This window comes from Parasutterella sp. St.1A3 (assembly GCF_059728705.1).
The window spans coordinates 970399-988810 of sequence record NZ_BAAGFK010000001.1; the positions used below are offsets into that span (position 1 = coordinate 970399).

An 18412-nucleotide genomic window follows, 5' to 3' on the forward strand; every position below is an offset into this window, starting at 1 on the left:
TTGTCACGAAGAAAAATGTCGGATTTCACAATTAAAAAAGTCTGCGGCGACAACCCTTATCGAGCGGCTGTCCGTCGTATTTACATGCAGTCCTTTCCGCTCTTTGAACGAGTTTCTCTTGAGCCCTTCTTTACCTGCTCTGTGAACGGAGCAGAGATGTTCGTGCTGCTTCGGGAAAATGAAGCGGAAGCTTTCTTCTGTACATTAAAAAGAGGACGTTTCTTTTATCTTTTTTATATCGCGGTTGATGAGAAAAAACGGGGCAGAGGCATTGGAAGCGACGTAATCAAAGCCGCAATCGAGATGGCAGCAGGCAAAGTCATCTTTCTTGACTGCGAAGGTATTTATCCGGGATGCACGGATCGGGCCAAGCGTGTGAAGCGTTTATGTTTTTACCGTAAAAACGGTTTTAGAGAGGTTGGCGGTCTGCACGAGTGGCGCGGAGAAAAGTTTGTGACGCTTGTTCATGGCGATGCCGAAATCTCAGAAGAGGATATTCAGGACTTTTGGCGCGTGTTTGGAAAACTCTGGGATTCAGAGGACGTGGTCGGTGATTTGGATAAAGTCTAAAGAGAGCGTCTGTCTTGGTACTTAGGCACCAAAACGGATGAACAAGAACGCTATAAAGCAATACTCAATATAAACTTTACAGCGATACAAAAGAGATGAGTAAATGACAGAAACCGGCATTGTGAAAGAATTTAAACGTTATATTGAAACCATTGAAGAAGCTGTTGAAGACGGTCTTGGTAGAGAGAATCCGAGCAACTTTAAAAGAGACGCGCTGAAACCCTTTTCTCCGCATGAAAGAAAGCTGATTGCCGAAGAGATAAAAGAGCAGAAAAAACAGCTTTAACAGATTTTTGATGTTTCGCCGGGAACGGACTCGACCGGACATATGAGTGATCGATATTCTCGGCGATATTCTTGAAAAACACCTGAAATAAACGGGTGCTTTTACCTATAATTTCAAGCAAATATTCATTTTTGACAATGAGCGGCCTCATTGGTACGGAATTTAAAAATGATGAAATCCCTTCTTTTAGCTTTAGCAGCAGTTCCCTTGTGCGTATTCGCTTCTGATCAGGCGCCGAAGTGCGATGCTGAAGGCGGTCAGGCGTGTTTTGAGGCGGCGATTGAATATCATCGCGCTCAAGCCTATGACAAAGCGCTTTTGTGTGCGGAAAAATCCTGCATGGAAGGCCACGGCGGCGGATGCTTCTATCTTGGTTTTGCTCGTCAGCAGAAAGGGGAGCATGCGCAGTCCAATCCGTTTTATGAAAAGGCCTGCTCGGCCGGGTATGCCGCAGGCTGCCTGTCGCTTGGAAATAATTATCGCCTCGGCCTCGGTGCAGAGGTTTCAGAAGAGAAGTCCCGCGCCTATTATCAGCGCGCGTGCGATCTCGGTGAGGAGCTCGGATGCTCGCATCTGAAACCGCATGCAGGCTCAATGCACTAAGAATAAATTTCGAAAGGATACCTTTTATGTTTAATGTCAAACCACTTTGCGCCGCTTTGGTTTTAGGCGCCGGTTTTTCTGCCTCGGCATATGCGGAAACTGATGTCTATCATCATGCGTTTGACGCGTTGGGTACGGTGGTCACAACGCAGTTTAAGACGGAGAGCCAGGAGAAAGCCGATTACTGTGAGAAGGTGACAGAAGACGAAGTCAATCGACTTGAACTTCTGCTATCCGCTTATAAGCCCGACAGTGACTTATCTCGTTTAGGCGCGGCCAAAGGCGAGTGGATCAAAATTTCCAAAGACACGGCGGATATTTTGGAGAGGACCAAAGAAGTCTGCGCGATGACTCATGGCGCGCTCGATCCGACCGTCGGCACTCTGGTCAAACTTTGGAGCGTCGACCATGACAATCACCGCGTACCGAGTGATAAAGAAATTGCGGAGGCGCTTCCGAAAGTTGACTGGACCAAGATAGAAGTAAAGAAAGAGGGCGATCAGTATTACGGAAAGATCGGGGCAGGTCAGGAAATAACGCTTGGCGCGACCGGCAAAGGTTTTATCGCGGATAAAGTGATTGAGAAACTCAGAGCGGCCGGCTGTAAAGACGCGCTCATCAGTCTTGGCGGCAATGTGATCACAAGCGGGACGAACTACAGCGGCAATCCTTGGCTGATTGGTCTGCAGGAGCCCGATCTCAAGAGAGGCGGATATTTTGCGGCGGTCCCTTCTCGCGACGAATCGGTTGTGACGAGCGGCGACTACGAGAAGTTTTTTATTAAAGACGGAAAGAAATATCATCACATTTTGGATCCGCGGACGGGACGTCCGGTTCCCGCGACCTTGTCTTCCGTGTCGATTATTCATAAGAACTCGGCTTATGCCGACGGCTTATGCACTTCTCTTTTTGTGATGGGCTGGCAGGGCGCGATTGATTTTCTGAGAGCGCATCCGGAACTTAAAGCCGTATTGGTGGATGAGCCGCTGAAAACCGTTGTGTACACACCGAATTTGGACGACGAGATCAAGTTCACTAATGAGAACTTTAGGATTGGTGTGATTGAGCCGTTAGAAGCGGATAAGGGCCAAAAGGCGAGTGAACCGAAAGCAGGCGATCAGAAGTAGCGAGTCAAGATTTTCTGATTAAAGAAAGGATCGGGCCGGAGATGTTTTCCGGTCTGATCTTTTTTTTGTTTGACGAAAAGGCGCACTCAGAAGAGCCTTTGGAGAAAAAAATAAAGCGGCCGCTTTGACAGTGACCGCTTTACGCAGATATCAGATTAAAGGTTTACTTTTTCTGAGCTGAAGCTCCCGATACGGCTTGAGCCGGTGCTGCTTTAGTTGCCGGAGCCGGAGCGGCAGCGGGTTTTGCAGCAGGAGCGCTGGCGCCGGATACTGACTGAGCAGGCGCTGCCGCAGGAGCGGGCTTCACAGTGTTGGAAGCGGCACCGATCGGCTCTTTCGTCTTCTGATAGAGTTCCTGAGCGATCTTAGCTGCGTCCTTGGACTGGTTAACCGTCTGAGTATTGCCGGTTGAAGCGCCGCTGACAGAAGACGGGTTGTAAGGCTGAGCGTCTTTCTGAAGCTGTTCGGGGGTCAGATTGGCGGGCGGCATCGGGCTTGCGCTTGAGGAAGCGTCTACCGGGAAGAGCCAAGCTTCATCGAGATTCGGGTATGTGCCGTTATCTTTGATGTAAGCGTCAATCTTTGTGTAATTGTGACCTACGTCCTTATGGCAGGCGAGGCAGTCAAGTGTTTGGTTTTGGTAAAGAGCATGCCAAGCGCCGATTGAAGGATTGTTTTTATCCCACATTCTGGAGAGGTCATGACAGCCTCTGCAGGTGTGATAGTTCGTTTCGCGGAACCATTGTATTTCGCCGGCTTCGATACCGGGGCGCTGCTGCATCCAGAGTGTCGGGGTACTGAAGTTTCCAATGATTTGTCCGAAAGCGCTGTGAGAAGCGGCGACCACTTTATGACCGAGCAGGCTGATATAGCCGATTGGTCCGAGAGTATTTTCGGAGGCGTTATACAAGTGGCAGTCGGAGCAGTCGGCGGTTTTGCCGCTCGCGGTACGCGCATGTGAGCCCTGTTTCCATGCGTATGCGACACCGTTCATTGTGTGGCATCCGGTGCTGCAGAATTTCTCGGATCCGAGCCAGTTAACCGCAGAAACCAGTCCGCAGACGGAGAGGATGCCGCAGATAAATGCCGCGCAGAGGATCCAGAATAGTGTCCACTTTGTTTTGAGAGTGATCATAATGTTCCCCAACTCCGAGGCGTCTCATAAAGCCTGAGGCGCCCGGAAATGTTCTGCGGTGCCGAGAGGCACCGCATCAGCCGTAAGGCTTAGAAGGACGTTGCCATACCTACAACAGCTGTGTAGCCGTCGAGGTCGGATCCGTCGAGAGCCTTATAGGCGTTGCCGTAAGCAACTCCGCCGTAAAGCAGAGTTCTCTTGGAGAGCGGATACGTGTATGCAGAGCCGACAGACCATGCGCTGTATTTCGTACCGTCGTCCTTGATCTTGCCCTTAACACCGTTGAGCTGCAGCATCAGGTTGCCGCCCCAAAGCGGTGTTGCCACAGAGATAGAAGCCGCGTTCTGGTTTGCTCCCTTGGTGTAGGAAGAAGCGGCAGAAGCTCCGGAGGTTGCGCTTGCAGAAGTGGAAGCGCCCGAAGATGCGTTAACCGGGAACTGGTTGTAGTTCGGCATTCTTGTTGCGTGCTGTGTGTACTGATATGCGCCGTACAGTGTGAAGCTGCCGAAGTCATAAGAAGCGCCCGCCGTGATGATATTTGTTTTATCGATCTTAGTGGTGTTGCCCTTATGGTCTTCCATTTCGTACATCAGGTTCGAATTGAAGTTACCGACATCGTATGTCATACCGAGGCCGTAGTAGTGGGAGTTCTTAGACCACTTATCGGTATCGGAGCTGACGCCGTTGGAGTACATGGCTGTGAACTGCAGACCGTTCCATTCCTGGGTGCGGTATGCGATGGAGTTATTCTGCCATCCGGTCAGATAGAAGACGCCCTGAAGGTCACCGATCACAGACATGCCTGTACCGATAGCGCTTCCGCCGAGCATACTGTAGTCACCGTCACCGGAGGAGAGGCCGCCCTGACGACCGAATGTTAAACGGCCCCAATGTCCCTGCAGACCGAGGAAAGCCTGATTATTAAAGCCGCCTGATGAGGAAGTGGAGTGGTTAGTCGCGATGGACTCGCCGTTGTTCAGTCTGAAGGCCTGCTGCAATGTAAAGATGACCGCATTGCCGTTGCCGATATCTTCGACACCTTTGATACCCCAGCTGGTCCAATACCAGTTGCCGCTTGTCAGTTCAACTGTTGCGGACTTACCTTTTGTCTTGTGCAGTTTGATACCGGCGTCCAATTCACCGAAGAGTGTGATGGAAGAAGTTGTCGCATCCATCGGGATATTTGCGATCGCGGAGCTTGCGTGGCTCACGTTAATGGAGTGGCCGGAGTGGCCGCGTCCGAAAGCAACGCCTCTTGCGTGTCTCTGAGGACCCGAGCGGAAGCGAACGCCTTTAGTTGCTGTGGAACTGTCTTGGGCCGCCGCAGCTTCGGTGGCGCCGGAAGTTGTATCTGTTTCAGCAGCAGATACGTAAAAAGCCGGGACTAAAGCAGCTGAAATCGTCAGCGCTAATAATGTCTTTTTTGTCATATCAACACCTGCACTTAAAACTACTGGGTTAAAAATCGTTGGAACTTTTATTCCATGGGGACAGTGTAGGAAGCGACATCTTTTGTAAGTACTAACCCGACCCCAATTTAGGTTGTAAAAATTGGTTTCCTTATTAAATATTTAATCAAGATTTAACTAATCAATATGCGTATATTCCCTGAGGGTGAAGTGTTCTACGTAAGAAATACTTAAGAATTTAATCAAGTTTAAGAAAACTCTGAATGAGGAAAAATTTCTTGAAAATGTTGCTTTTTTGCAACGGATTTGCTTTTATGCAGATAAATTTTTTACAGGAAGCAAAATTTTAGGATTCAGTCGCCTTGGTTTAGCCGCGGGCAGAAACAATTGACATTAGAGAAAGCCTTTGGCTTCTTAGCCCGTTTTTAGCTCTTTAGTGTACGCAGTCTGAGAGGAAGGAGAGGGCGAATATTGGGTTAAAAGGAGTATTTTCTCGGAGGTGTTGTTTTAGTTATCGACAGAAGCGGTTTTGGAGAGGATTTTAAGGTTTAGATGGAGGAGAATTTTTGACATTTCGTTGTTTATTCCTAAATTCTTGTCGGGCATTCTCTGATTTCCGCTGAATCTTCCTGAAGCTGCACAAAATATGTTCAAATTTGGATCAGATATTTCACAAGTGCTGTTTCTGCAGTGGCGCCGGTGTCGTCAATTTTTGTCTTCGAAATTTTGAGAATAGGTTTGCCGTCGGCTGTTGTAATTGTGTTTGCAGTGTCGTATTGAATTGCACTTCGGGATGGCGAAGAACATGACAAAATTTCACGGCTTACACCTGGATTTCTGGATTGCAATCAAACTAATCAATTTTTTGTCTTTAAATTTGAAACTGTCCCTTGGCTGCTCTGTCATTATTTAGGAGCCAAAGTTGGTTCCTAAATAGGGACCATTTTGTTTGAAACTCAATGCAAACCAATGAAACCCAATGTTAGCCAATGACATAACTTAATAAGGAGAGTCGCTCGGCGTTATTGGAGTCACAGATATTCAGCGATTTACGATAAGCAGAGAATTAAGAGGGGGGGGTGGCGGAGAGAGTGGGATTTGAACCCACGATACAGTATAACCGTATACCGGATTTCGAGTCCGGCGCATTCGACCACTCTGCCATCTCTCCAGAGAAAAGCGATTCTAACATAAATATAGAAGAGCATAGAATGTCAAGAACTCATTGCTCCGGAAAGTCAGGTCGTACCCATTGGAAGACTTTTAGGATATGATCAGGAGGCAATCGCAACAGTTGTGTGGGTATGAAAATGTTGTAATTGTGTTGCAAGCAAATCATGGATCAAGATTTGAATTTATGATTCTTGGAAAGAATTCCAGACAAGCTACAGAGAAGACTGGAATTCGACTGGTAGGTTTTAAACTCCAAAAAAGTTCTTTAAAAATTAGTCTAAACATCTTATACCATACTTAAGGAGTTCCCCGCGCGAGCAGGGTTGAACCGCTTTGCTCCAGCAGGTCAACGTATTCAACGATTGAGTTCCCCGTGCGAGCGGGGTTGAACCGAGTCTTCCGACCAGATGCTTATCATTTGTTTGGGCTGCTGTTCGCACAGTGCGGCCTTATTCATGTATTCGGAGAGCATTTCAATATTCTTTGTCCAGAGGTTTTTACCTCTCTCGACAATGTAGTTTTTGGCTCTGTCCCCATCTGCCGGATCAACTTTTTGCCTTATTTTTTTCTCCAGAGTTTCTTCGACCCTCGTGAGCAGCGGGAGTGTCTTCGAAGATGCCTGCTCCAGATACTTGGACAAGTGCAGAGGGGCTGACAACCACCGAATCAAATTCAGTGGGACACACCTAGTTTTCTTCAACTGTTCAGCAGATATCCTTCAGATTACAGCTCAAGTCAGAGTCATTCAGACGAGAGCTGTCATCCATATTCATGGAGTTATTCGTTGTCGTGCGGAAAGATTTCCAATTTTCATTTCCGGACAACATTTCAAGACCTTCCCCGATCACCTTATGGAATAGGTAAAACGGATACGCTGGCTCTTTTTTCTTGTTAAAAGCGACCGTTATTTGCCCATTCTGTAGACTCTGAATTGGTAAACCCCGGTATCGCCACTAAAATTAGTAAGTTAACAAAACATTATTAAACTTACTGCCCTTAGGCAATACGGGTGAAGAGAATGGAACTCGATCTGACCGGAAGAATTATTTCAATCGTTCTGCTCATTCTAGCCAGCGGATACTTTTCAATGGCGGAAATTTCTTTGGCCGCCTCTCCAAAAGTGAAACTGCATCAGGCACTGGAAAACGGAGATAAAAGGGCACAGCAGGTGCTCGATCTTCAGGTAAAACCGGGGCCGTTCTTTTCTGTAATCCAGATCGGCCTGAACGCGATCGCAATTCTCGGCGGTATCATTGGTGAGACCGTGTTCTCGCCGTACTTCGAAATGTTTTTCCGCCTGTTTCTCTCGCCGGAACTTTCTTCGTCTCTCGGATTCTTCTGCTCGTTCTTTACGATCACGATGATCTTTGTTTTGTTCGCCGACCTGATTCCTAAACGAATAGGTCTGAATAAACCGGTTGCGATTTCTTTGTCGCTGATCCGCTCTATGCTTTTCCTGATCTGGATCTTCAAACCTTTTGTTCTCATGCTAACAGGTATGAGCAATGCGATCCTTAAAATAATGGGGCTGCCGATAAAAAACGAAACGACAATTACCAGTGAGGACATTATCGCAACGGTCGGCGCCGGTACCGAGGCGGGACTGCTCGACAGAAATGAACAGGAAGCGATTGAAAATGTGATGTCGCTGGAAGACCGTTTGGTCACGAGCGCTATGACTACGCGGGATTCTGTGATCTACTTCGGACTGAATGACACGTTCGAAAAGATCAGACCGCTTATCGAAAAAAATCCGCACAGTAAATATCTGGTCTGCGATTCAACTGTGGACCGGATTATAGGTTACGTGGATTCTAAAGATTTACTGTGCAGGGCGCTTGAAAATGAAAAATTCTCACTGAAAGAAAAAGGACTGATTAAAACTATCGCGATTGTTCCGGATTCATTATCTTTGTCCGAAGTTCTTGAAACTTTCAAAAAGCAGGGCAGGGACTTTGCCGCAGTGGTTAACGAATATGCGCTGACTGTAGGCGTCATCACTTTGAGCGACGTGATGAGTACGGTCATGGGCAGCCTCGTTCAAACGGAAGAAAACGGCTATATCGTTCAGCGAGACGACGGAACCTGGCTGATGGACGGTTCGACCCCGATCGAAGAGGTGGAGAGAACGTTTGAAATCGAAAAGATGCCGGAAGAAGAAACCTACGAAACTATGGCGGGCTTCATGATGTACATGCTGAGAAAGATTCCGAAACTGACGGATAAAGTGGATTTCGGCGGTTATCGCTTTGAAGTTATTGACGTGGATATGAACCGAATCGACCAAATTCTGGTCACAAAACTTCCGAAGGAGCCGGATCAGCCAGACTAATTTGAAGAAAGCCGCTTCGCGCGGCTTTCAGTTTAAGCTGTGAAAATTCCGTAAATGAGCGTACCGACCAAAAGGGCGCAAAGAATGGAGACAAGCCAAATCCAAATTGAAGTTTTAGGTGGCTTTTCCATCACTTCAAGCGTTGTCAGACATTTGGGACAGCGAGTCGCAGTCACGTGTCCGTCTTCAACAACAGCCTTTGGGATGATAGGACTTCCGCAGTGCGGACACTTCACTCGCAGATCGACGGCGGCTCCAGAGGTTGCTGCAAGCCTCTTATCCCGGTGATACAGACGAATCGCAAACGGAGCATCCTCAATGACGCTGAATTCGACAATATCCTTTAGAAGCGGTTCATAGCCGGGATCGAGCTGATTGGCGTCAAAAGTGAAGGTTCTTCCGCCTCCGCAGCTGATCGTTCCGTAATTTCCGTCATCGAGAATTTCGGTGATAACGCCTTTCAGGACAGGGTTCTCTGAATTTTTAATCTGCTCAGTCATATTTTATTCATGAGAGGTACAGCGCTTTTGCGCGATGCCTCCCTCTTTTCAGTTAATGATTCATTATCCTTCGATTTGTTCGTTTTCGGAATCGGTCGCATCCAAAGTAGGTTATGAGACAAAAGAATTTCCGGGCTCATTTTACGGGTAAAATTTTTGTCTATAACTCTCTCTCAAAAAGAACTAACAAAATGGAATTAACCTTCGGAATCCTGCTTTTTTGTATCGCTGCTTTCTTTGTGGCGGGATTTATCGACTCTATCGCAGGCGGCGCCGGTTTTGTGACCGCGCCTTCGTTACTGCTGGTCGGTATGCCTCCTCATATGGCACTCGGTACCGGAAAACTTGCTACAAGTATCGGTTCTCTCGTTGCGCTCTGGACTTTCTGGAGAGGCGGACTCATTCTGATGAAGATTGTTCCGATCGGAATACTCTCATCCATGATCGGAGCCTCGCTCGGCGCTTACTGCGCGCTTCAGATCGCGAGCGCGACAATGGGCAAAGTGATTGTGGTCATGCTGCCGCTCGGTATTCTTTTTACGATCCTTACGGGCGGCTTTAAGCTTGATGAAGGCGAGCTTCCCAAAAAATTCTTCTGGACCAAGGTCACGTTGATCGGGCTTTTGATTGGCTTTTACGAAGGATTTTTCGGGCCCGGCGCGGGAACCTTCTTTTTAATCGCGCTTCATGTGTTTCTTCGCATGGGCATGGTTCAGGCTTCCGGTACTGCGAAGGCTTTCAACATTGCCGCCAACTTTGCCGCTTTCTGCACATTTGCGACGGATGACTGTGTTTCTTATCAGGTCGCTATTCCGTGCGCTATCGCGAGCATGATCGGTAATCGTGTCGGCGCTTACTACGCCATTAAGATCGGCGGCAAGTTTGTGAGAAATATTCTTTATGTGGTACTTGCGGTTCTGATGGTTTCTTTGGTGTATCGCTTCTTCATTGCGTCTTAGCGCAGGATATAAACAAAAATAAAGGCCGCCTAATCAGCGGCTTTTATTTATTTCTCAGGCGCTCAATTTGCCTGCGGTTCTTCGGTCGGCTGATGGTTCCTTGTTACGATTTGTTTTTAAAAAAAGGAGCACAACCATATGACCGACATGACAGTTGTCAATATTTCCGCGATTCAGGCGGTCGCGTTAGCGTCAGTGACTTACTACTTTGGCGTTTGGGTCAGACGCCGCGTGAATATTCTGGAAAGATTTTCCATCCCGACTCCGGTTGTCGGCGGTATGCTGGTCGCTTTTGTGCTTTCCGCGCTGGAAGGATTTGGAATCTGCGCCTTTAAATTTGATACATCGCTGCAGACGCTTCTGATGCTGGCGTTCTTTACCACGATTGGTCTGGTCGCAAGTCTTAGGGTGGTTTTTGAAGGCGGGAAACTTTTGGTTGGTTTTTTAATCGCCGTCACCATTTTGTGCGTGCTTCAAAATCTTATAGGCATGGGCTTAGCCGATTGGTTGGGACTGGACTTCCACTATGGTCTGCTGGCGGGTTCCGTTTCTATGATGGGCGGGCTTGGAACCGCGGCTGCGTTCGGACCGTATTTTGAGCAGACTTATCACATTGTGGGCGGAACAGCGGCCGCGATTACCGCGGCGACGTTCGGCATGGTGATCGCGCTCATCATCGGCGCGCCTTTCAGCCAGTGGCTGATTCGCCGCTATAAGGTTCAAACGCCGAAAGCGGTCGGAAGACCGGAGCCCGAATTAAAGATTCCGGAAGACATTGACACCGCCGTTGTGGACGACACGTCCCCCACTTATACGCCCGAGCTTCTTAAAGCGGGAACCATTGTGGCCGTGTGTATGGCGTTCGGTACGATTCTGTCCATGTTTATGGGTCAGTTTATCACGCTGCCTGCATACATCGGTTCGATGATCGTCGCCGCGATTGTCCGCAATATCGGAGATTTCAGCGGCAAATATACTGTTGAAGGGAAGGGACTGAACACCATCGCGGAAATGAGTCTTGTGCTCTTTGTGACAATGGCGATTAACGGATTAAAGCTGCACGAGCTGGTTCATCTGGCGGTGCCGCTCATGATTATTTTGGCGGCCCAGACCGTTTTGATGCTTGTCTTTGCCTGGGGCGTTTTCTTCATGCTGTTTGGAAAGACTTACGACGCCGTGATGCTGTGCGCAGGCGGTATCGGATTTTCAATGGGCGCGACCGCCAACGGCTTAGCCAATATGCAGGCAATCGCTGAGAAATACGGCTCGAGCCCCAAAGCGTGGCTGATTGTGAGCTTAGTCGGCGCGTTCCTGATTGACTTGATCAATGCGCTGATGATTACCTGGATGGCGACCTGGTAACGATCATGAAACGGAATGTTGCGAATTAAGAGTACTGTTACGAACGCATAAGAAAAAACCAGGACTTGACTGGAAAAATAAATTGAAAATTCGTTAAAGGCCGAATTGATTCAATAAAATACAACCGTGTTCTAGGAAAGGAACATACCATTTACTTTAATTCGTTTAGGAGTATTACCAATGAAGAAGATTGTTCTCTTGCTTGCCAGCATCGGTTTAATGACAGCCGCTCAGGCCGCCTACAAAGACGGTACATACGAAGGCGAAGGTGATGGCAACCACGGCAAGATCACAGTTTCCGTAGACGTTAAGGGCGGCAAGATCGCTAACGTTAAGGTTCTGAAGCACACAGAAACCGACATGATCATTCAGGCCCCGATCGACAACATGATTCCTGAAATCGTTAAGAAGAACGGTGTTGACGGTGTTGAAACTGTTGCCGGTGCAACAAACTCTTCTAAAGGTATTCAGCAGGCTGTTAAGAACGCCCTTGCTAAAGCTCAGTAATTTGAGTTAGACCTCTTTCGATGAATCCGGATTCTCACGAATCCGGATTTTTTTCGTCTTTATCTCTAGTTTCGGGAAGAATCTGTTAATCTACTTAAACGAATAAAACATAAAGGGAGCTGCCATGCAGGAGAGCGACGGAAATCAGCCGACAGCAGAGACTCCGAGAAATACGATACTTATTGTTGACGATGTCGAATTAAATCGCGACGTGCTTTCAATCATGTTCTCTCAAAATCACGAAGTGCTTTTTGCGGAGAGCGGACCTGAGGCGATTGAAATCATACAGAAGCAGTCCAATAGCATCTGCGCGATTCTGCTTGACTATTTGATGCCCGGGATGGACGGTCTGACATTTTTGAAGACTGTTCGCGGTCGGGGGCTTATTGACGATATTCCGGTATTTTTGATTACAGCTTCGCTTGAGCACGATGTTGTGCATCGAGCTTACGATTTGGGCGTGATGGATTATATTCAGCGGCCGATTTCTCCCTTTATCGTGCAGCGCAGAATTGAGAATGTGATTGAGCTGTATCGGACGCGCATACAGTATGCCCGACTTTTAAAATCGCAGAAGCATCTTCTTGAGCGTCTGCAGGCTGCTGAGGACCCAGCTCCGGATATTATGTTCTAGAGAAGAGCATGTAATAAATTCGGCCGCTTTAAGCGGCCGAATTTACGTGGTTTGAGAGGTTTTTATCAGGGTACCGTCATATCAAAACGTTTATCATCCGCGTTCTTATGGCACTGACGGCAGTACACAACGCTCTGCTGGTGTTCCTTATGGCAAAGTGTGCAGCGCAGCTGACCCGCGTGACTGTCATGAGGATTTAAAGCGACTTTCTTTTCCGCGGACGCTTTTGCTAAGTCCGGATAGTTGTGGCATTGCATACAGGTCTTGGATTTGGCGGCTGCAACCGGAGCGGCGCTCTTGTGGCACTGCTCGCAGCTGACGCCTTTGGTCTGATGCTTCATCATGGTCGGCTGGGCTGAAACCGCGGAACATAATCCGATAAAGAGCAGGGATGCAAGCGCGAATTTTAATTTTTTCATATTTTCGGACGGGGCCTTACGGCCCCGTTTTCTCAGGTTTAGTTACCTTCTTTGATGGCTTTGATCGCGTTGTCCGCAGCGACTCTGCCGCTGGTCATCGCGAACGAAGAGGCAGAGCCTTCGCAGCGCAGGTCATAAGAAGAGTCGTAAAGACCGCCGATGTCCTGACCGACGACGTAGAGGTTGTTGATCACGTCGCCCTGAGGATTAAGTGCTTCAAACTTGGGATTGACGGTAACGCCGCCGAGTGTCAGGAAGAAAGCGCGGATGCCTTTAAGCGCGTAGTAGGGGCCTTTTTCCATGTTGAAAGTAGCCAGATGTTCGGGCAGACGGCCGAATTCCGGATCTTTTCCGGCCTTGGCGTACTCGTTGACCTTCTGCATGGTTTCGCGGAGGTTCTTAGCGGGAACACCGATCTGAGCGGCCAGATCGTCGATCGTATCGGCCTTAAACGCCCAGCCTCTCTGCTGACCGATTTCGAATGTCTTCGGCAGTGCTTTCAGAGGAACGCCTGCGTGAACGATCGCGTTGAACGGAAGCAGAGCGCCTTTGTTGACGAGCTGATCGTATTTCTGCTGGTCGATGATGTTGTACATCACGCCGCCCGCGCTTGTCATTGCATTGTAAACGTCTACGAATACCGATCCGCGGGATTCGTTAAAGAAGCGTTTGCCGTGCTGATCTACCCACAGCCAGGGCTGAGCCAGTGCGCAGCGGCCCTGTTTGAGTTCGTCAGCGCCCATGAACTGGTTGATTGGGGGCATATCGGCAAGGTAAGGCGCGTTGCCTGCGAGCGCGTGCATGCCTTTAACGCCTGCGCCAACGAGCTGAGCCATTTGGATACCGTCACCGGTTCTACCGTCTCCGTTCTTGCCGTCGGTAACCGGACCGCGGTACCAAACCGGTTCAAACATGCCGAGCGCGGAGGAGTCGTTCACGTACTTAGCGAGCATTTCTTTGTTGGACTCAAAGCCGCCCGTTGCGAGGATTACTTTCTTTGCTTTGATGATAACTTTTTCGCCTTCACCGTCAACCGCTTCCACGCCGGTGATTTTGCCGTTTTCGACGAGAAGTTTCTTAGCCGGAGTTTCGGTCAGGATCTTGCCGCCCTTAGCGTTGACTTCTTTGGCAAAGCGCTGGATGATTCCGGCGGCGCCGCCCTTGAAGAGGTGCCAAGTCATGAGAGATTCATCTTTGGGGTACATGGTACGGATGCCGCGCATTTCAGCGCCTTTATCCATAACCCAGTCGATAGTCTTTCCGGATTCTTCGATCAGAACGCGCAGGACATGCGGATCGGCTCTGTAGTGATGGAACTGGAGTGCGGCGGTCAGAACCTGGTCAACGGTTGTGTTGATGCCGTTGGCTTTCTGATAGCGAGTGCCGACACCGAGGGAGCCTTCGGGGAAGTTTCCGCCGCCGCCAAGCGCGGCTTCTTTTTCGAGAACGATCGGTTTAACGCCCTGGTCAACCGCGCTCTGAGCGGCTGCAAGGCCGGAGAGGCCGCCGCCGACGATGACGAGGTCGGTTTCATAAACTTGTGTTGCAAAAGCCGGGGCTGAGAAAGCGGCTGTCAGTGCGGATGTGATGGCAAGCGCCATTAACTGTCTGCGAAGCATAGTGAATTCTCCTTGAAGAAAATATTTATTTGTGCTGCAGGCAAAAGATTAGCAAGCTGACGGTTTCGTTAGATATGCAATTATTGCATTAGACTAATTGAGTTAAATGCAAATGAGATAAGTGAAATGTCGGATGTACTCAAGCTTTCTCTGGAAGATATTTCCTTTTTGATGGAGTTGGAAAAGAGCGGCGTTGTGCTGAAGGCCGGTTCTGTGTTCAATATGTCTCCTTCGACCGCGAGCAGAAATCTGACGAGGATTAGCGGCTACTTTCCCACACCGATTTTTAAATTTGAAGGCGGCTCCTGGAGAGCGACGGATTACTTTAAGCTGATTCGTCCGAATCTCATTGAGATGATTAAAAACGCGCAGACGCTGATGGCGCAGAGTTTTGACGCGAAGACTTCGGAGCGGACGTATGTGATTTCGTGCATGATGACCGAGGTGGAGCATGTCGTCGGCGGTATTCTGCCGAAGCTCATGGAGCGTTCGCCGCGCTCGAGACTGGACTTGAGCAAGCATGAAAACGAGCTTGCCGCGGTGGTTAACGGACTGGCGGATTTTGCGATTGTGACCGCAGTCGGACTTCCCGCGGATGTGCATGTGATGCGTCTTTATCCCGTAACGCGCGTCATCCTGGTGCGCAGAAATCATCCTCTCACATTTGAGCGGCGTCAGCTCACCAAAAAGATTCTGATTCCGTATGATCGGGTATCGATTCTCACCGGACGAAGTGCTTCCTGGACGAGTCCCGAGCAGAATATTTTTCCGTATGAGCGCTATATGGAGCACACGCGTTATTCGACATCACGGTTTCACACGGCTTGGGAGGCTATGTCAAAAACCGACCTGATCTGTGTCTGCGGATGGAGAGCAGCGGAAATCGCGATGCGCTCGCATGATTTGGTTGCGCTTCCGCTTCCGATCGATGCGGAAGAGGATGAGCTTTGGAATGTTCTGATTTGGTCGGATGTGCGGCATAAAGATCCGGCGATTATTTGGATGCGATCGCTATTTAGCGAATGGGCTCAGGAGGAAGCCGCCCGTATTGCGGAACTTGAAGAGAAAGGAAAAGGACCGCCTACCTATAAAAAGCGGCGGTCCTCTGCAGGCGTTTAGAAGAAATTATGCTTCTTCGGGCGGGATGACGCAGGCGAGCGCGTTAAATCCCGCGTCGACATAAAGGGTTTCCGCGGTAATGCCGAACGAGGAATCGGAGAGAAGGAACGCGGCAGCGTTTCCGACGTCTTCGATAGAAACGAGCGATCTCAGCGGGCTGACCGAGCGGCTTTGCGCAAGCATTGTGCCGAAGTTTTTAATACCGCTTGCGGCAAGCGTTTTAATCGGTCCGCAGGAGATGGTGTTGGCGCGCATGCCTTTGGGGCCGATGTCGGCGGAGATATATCGGGTCGCAGCTTCAAGCGCCGCCTTGCACAGTCCCATAGTGTTGTAGTTGGGGACGATTTTTTCTCCGCCGAGGTAGGAGAGCGTGAGAAGGGACGCTTTGTGTCCTTCCATCTGAGGAAGAAGCTTCTTAGCGAGCGCGGCGTAGGAATATACGGAGATATTCATGGCCGAGAGAAAGCCCTCGCGCGTGATGCCTTCCAGGAAACTTCCGCTGATGGCTTCGCGGGGCGCCCAGCCGATGGAGTGCACAAAACCGTCGAAGCCGTCGGACCAGCGGTTGGCAAGTTCCAGCGCCGCCAGATCAACGGATTCGTCGGAAGAGACGTCAAGTTTGATGACCTGACCGGCTCCGAGCTCGTCGGCAAAGCCCTGGACTCTGTCTTTAAAGCGTTCGTTATTGTAGGAAAGCGCGAGCTGAGCTCCTTCGCGAGCGCAGGCCTGAGCGATACCATAGGCAATAGAGCGGTTTGAAGAAATACCGGTAATCAGGAATTTTTTTCCAGCAAGCAATGCCATTTTGTTCTTTCCGTAGAAAATAATTAGAGAATTGTACTTCGTTATTTTGTCTTGTCTTGCGCTCCAAGAGCGACCACTGCAGCGTATCCCGGGCGTTCCGGTATATTGAGCGGCTCGATTCGGACGGGCAGACCGAAGCTTTTTTCCAGATTTTGCGCCGTCACAACTTCTTTGACCGCACCGAAAGCGGTGGAACCGTCCCGCATCAGCACAAGCGCTTTATTTGCGATTTCCAGTGCGTGAGTCGGGTAGTGTGTATTGATGACAGATCCGATTTTGAGTTCCTGGGAGAGTCGGCTGAGCAGCTGCAGGATCATCAGCTGATTTTTAAAATCCAAGTTGCTTTCCGGTTCGTCGAGGACCAAAAGTTTAGGTTCGCAGCAGAGCGCACGCGCAAGCAGCGCGACCTGATATTGGCCGCCTGAAATTTCGTTGCAGAGGTAATTCGCAAAAGGCTCGATTCCGGTGATTTCAATCGCTTTATCTGCCGCAATCCAGTCTTTTTTAGAAGGAGACTGAAAAGAGCCCCAGCGGGAAGTTCTGCCGAGAACAACCATTTCGCGGACCGTGAGGGCCAAGACATTGGATTTAGCCTGAGGCACATAAGCGATGTTCTTCCAAAGCGACTTGCAGTCATTGGGTTTTAGAGCTTTTCCGTCGATCAGTTCTTCTCCGTCCGACCAGTGCTGAAGGCCGAGAAGGCACTTTAAAAGCGTTGTTTTACCGGCTCCGTTGCGGCCGAGGATCGCGACGATATCGGACGAATTAAAACTGAAGTTCAGGTTATGAAGAACTTCTTTTCCGTGCGGATAGGTAAATGAGCCGTTTCTGACTTCGATCTGCATGATTGTGCGCTCCTAAAGCCGTGCGCGGCCGTGCCGAAGGATGATCAGGAAGACGGGCGCGCCGATCACCGCGGTGAGAACGGACACCGGGATTTCGACCTCAGTGGCGCTGCGCGCGACGGTATCCGCGGCCAGCAGGAAAAGTCCGCCGAAAACCAAGGAGGCGGGCACCACCGCATTATTGTTGCTTCCGACGAGCAGCCGGCAGAAATGCGGGATCAGCAGACCGACCCAGCTGATGATGCCGAAGAGGCTGACCACACAGGCCGAGATGAGCGTCGCGCAGAGGATGCAGACGGCTCTGAGGCGCGCGACCGGAATACCGAGGCTGCGGGCTTCGTCTTCAGGCATGCAGAGCGCGTTCATTTTCCAGCGCAGGATATAAAGGATCAGTGAAGAGAAGCCGATCACGGGAGCCGCGCTATAGAGATTATCCATTTTTGCGCCGCTGAGGCTTCCGAGCATCCAGTACGTAATGGACGGGAGGACATCCTGAGGGTCGGCGACAAATTTGACGAGATTGATCAGAGCGGTAAAGAGAGCTCCGATGACAAGGCCCGAGAGGATGAGCATTAAGAGTGTTCTTTGACCGCGGACTGAACTGACCGAATAGGCGAGGAAGACGGAGATGAGTCCGAAGAAAAAGGAGACGATCTGCAGGAGCGGTCCTTCGAATCCGAAAAGAATAGCAAGTACCGCGCCGAAGGCCGCGCCGGAGGTTACGCCCAAGGTATCGGGGGTTGCGAGCGGATTATTAAAGATTGCCTGAAAGGCGGCTCCGGCGACAGAAAGTCCGGCTCCTGCGATCACGGCGAGCAGAATTCTCGGCAGGCGCACGCTGCCGATGACCATTGATTCTGTAGAGTCTGCGCCGCCTGTAAAAAGCGCTGAGGCGAGTGAGCTGAAATCAACAGCAAAGCGGCCGATGCCAAGCGAAGCGATCATGAGGACGGCCAGAGCTGCCAGCGCGAAAGCTAAGAGGAGTTTGGTTTTAGCGTTCAAGTTAACA

19 protein-coding genes and 1 tRNA gene are annotated in these 18412 nt (G+C 49.7%); 10 read left to right on the forward strand and 10 right to left on the reverse strand.

What is annotated here, in order from left to right; genetic code table 11:
- Positions 1-15 precede the first annotated feature (15 nt).
- The 4 genes from AC6I1F_RS04585 to AC6I1F_RS04600 all read left to right on the forward strand — a co-directional run bounded on the left by AC6I1F_RS04585 (position 16) and on the right by AC6I1F_RS04600 (position 2586).
- Positions 16-570, forward strand: coding sequence for a GNAT family N-acetyltransferase (locus tag AC6I1F_RS04585; protein ID WP_160335298.1), 555 nt, complete (start codon positions 16-18; stop codon positions 568-570).
- 103 nt (positions 571-673) lie between these two features.
- Positions 674-856 (forward strand): hypothetical protein, encoded by a 183-nt coding sequence (locus tag AC6I1F_RS04590; RefSeq protein ID WP_160335299.1) that lies wholly within the window; start codon positions 674-676, stop codon positions 854-856.
- A 168-nt stretch (positions 857-1024) separates the two neighbouring features.
- Positions 1025-1459 carry a tetratricopeptide repeat protein gene (locus AC6I1F_RS04595; RefSeq protein WP_160335300.1) on the forward strand — a complete coding sequence of 145 codons (435 nt, stop codon included), beginning with the start codon at positions 1025-1027 and terminating at the stop codon, positions 1457-1459.
- A gap of 26 nt (positions 1460-1485) precedes the next feature.
- Positions 1486-2586 carry an FAD:protein FMN transferase gene (locus tag AC6I1F_RS04600; RefSeq protein ID WP_160335301.1) on the forward strand — a complete coding sequence of 367 codons (1101 nt, stop codon included), beginning with the start codon at positions 1486-1488 and terminating at the stop codon, positions 2584-2586.
- A 163-nt stretch (positions 2587-2749) separates the two neighbouring features.
- Here AC6I1F_RS04600 and AC6I1F_RS04605 read toward each other — a convergent pair whose 3' ends face one another.
- The 4 genes from AC6I1F_RS04605 to AC6I1F_RS04620 form a co-directional block, all read right to left on the reverse strand.
- Positions 2750-3721, reverse strand: coding sequence for a cytochrome c3 family protein (locus AC6I1F_RS04605; protein ID WP_251452997.1), 972 nt, complete (start codon positions 3719-3721; stop codon positions 2750-2752).
- An 89-nt stretch (positions 3722-3810) separates the two neighbouring features.
- Positions 3811-5151: a porin gene (locus AC6I1F_RS04610; RefSeq protein ID WP_251453000.1), complete on the reverse strand. Its 1341-nt coding sequence runs from the start codon at positions 5149-5151 to the stop codon at positions 3811-3813.
- A 1059-nt stretch (positions 5152-6210) separates the two neighbouring features.
- Positions 6211-6301, reverse strand: a tRNA-Ser gene (locus AC6I1F_RS04615).
- Between the two features lie 357 nt (positions 6302-6658).
- On the reverse strand, positions 6659-6973 hold the full coding sequence (locus AC6I1F_RS04620; RefSeq protein ID WP_497801613.1) for a hypothetical protein: 315 nt from the start codon (positions 6971-6973) through the stop codon (positions 6659-6661).
- Between the two features lie 348 nt (positions 6974-7321).
- Here AC6I1F_RS04620 and paeA point away from each other — a divergent pair, with 348 nt between their 5' ends.
- A complete protein-coding gene (paeA, locus tag AC6I1F_RS04625; RefSeq protein ID WP_251570233.1) occupies positions 7322-8635 on the forward strand; it encodes a polyamine export protein PaeA in 1314 nt (437 codons plus the stop codon).
- Positions 8636-8667: 32 nt separating this feature from the next.
- Here paeA and AC6I1F_RS04630 read toward each other — a convergent pair whose 3' ends face one another.
- Positions 8668-9135, reverse strand: a complete 468-nt coding sequence (locus tag AC6I1F_RS04630) for a zinc ribbon domain-containing protein (protein WP_160335305.1) — start codon at positions 9133-9135, stop codon at positions 8668-8670.
- 191 nt (positions 9136-9326) lie between these two features.
- Between AC6I1F_RS04630 and AC6I1F_RS04635 the strand changes: the two genes are divergently transcribed.
- The 4 genes from AC6I1F_RS04635 to AC6I1F_RS04650 all read left to right on the forward strand — a co-directional run bounded on the left by AC6I1F_RS04635 (position 9327) and on the right by AC6I1F_RS04650 (position 12597).
- Positions 9327-10094: a sulfite exporter TauE/SafE family protein gene (locus AC6I1F_RS04635; protein ID WP_289184370.1), complete on the forward strand. Its 768-nt coding sequence runs from the start codon at positions 9327-9329 to the stop codon at positions 10092-10094.
- Positions 10095-10232: 138 nt separating this feature from the next.
- Positions 10233-11456 carry a sodium/glutamate symporter gene (gene gltS / locus AC6I1F_RS04640; RefSeq protein ID WP_289169070.1) on the forward strand — a complete coding sequence of 408 codons (1224 nt, stop codon included), beginning with the start codon at positions 10233-10235 and terminating at the stop codon, positions 11454-11456.
- A 180-nt stretch (positions 11457-11636) separates the two neighbouring features.
- On the forward strand, positions 11637-11963 hold the full coding sequence (locus AC6I1F_RS04645) for an FMN-binding protein (RefSeq protein WP_160335308.1): 327 nt from the start codon (positions 11637-11639) through the stop codon (positions 11961-11963).
- Positions 11964-12087: 124 nt separating this feature from the next.
- On the forward strand, positions 12088-12597 hold the full coding sequence (locus tag AC6I1F_RS04650; RefSeq protein ID WP_160335309.1) for a response regulator: 510 nt from the start codon (positions 12088-12090) through the stop codon (positions 12595-12597).
- A 65-nt stretch (positions 12598-12662) separates the two neighbouring features.
- Here AC6I1F_RS04650 and AC6I1F_RS04655 read toward each other — a convergent pair whose 3' ends face one another.
- On the reverse strand, positions 12663-13016 hold the full coding sequence (locus AC6I1F_RS04655) for a cytochrome c3 family protein (RefSeq protein ID WP_160335310.1): 354 nt from the start codon (positions 13014-13016) through the stop codon (positions 12663-12665).
- Between the two features lie 38 nt (positions 13017-13054).
- On the reverse strand, positions 13055-14635 hold the full coding sequence (locus AC6I1F_RS04660; protein ID WP_160335311.1) for an FAD-dependent oxidoreductase: 1581 nt from the start codon (positions 14633-14635) through the stop codon (positions 13055-13057).
- Positions 14636-14761: 126 nt separating this feature from the next.
- On the opposite strand from AC6I1F_RS04660, the gene AC6I1F_RS04665 reads away from it, so the two are divergent.
- Positions 14762-15754, forward strand: a complete 993-nt coding sequence (locus AC6I1F_RS04665; RefSeq protein ID WP_160335312.1) for a LysR substrate-binding domain-containing protein — start codon at positions 14762-14764, stop codon at positions 15752-15754.
- A gap of 6 nt (positions 15755-15760) precedes the next feature.
- Here the strand turns inward: AC6I1F_RS04665 and AC6I1F_RS04670 are convergent, their stop codons facing one another.
- From AC6I1F_RS04670 to AC6I1F_RS04680, 3 genes are read right to left on the reverse strand one after another with little or no spacing between them, the layout of a single operon-like run.
- Positions 15761-16558, reverse strand: a complete 798-nt coding sequence (locus AC6I1F_RS04670) for an enoyl-ACP reductase FabI (protein WP_160335313.1) — start codon at positions 16556-16558, stop codon at positions 15761-15763.
- Between the two features lie 41 nt (positions 16559-16599).
- A complete protein-coding gene (locus AC6I1F_RS04675) occupies positions 16600-17403 on the reverse strand; it encodes an ABC transporter ATP-binding protein (RefSeq protein WP_160335314.1) in 804 nt (267 codons plus the stop codon).
- Between the two features lie 12 nt (positions 17404-17415).
- Positions 17416-18405: a FecCD family ABC transporter permease gene (locus tag AC6I1F_RS04680; protein WP_237178753.1), complete on the reverse strand. Its 990-nt coding sequence runs from the start codon at positions 18403-18405 to the stop codon at positions 17416-17418.
- Positions 18406-18412 lie beyond the last annotated feature (7 nt).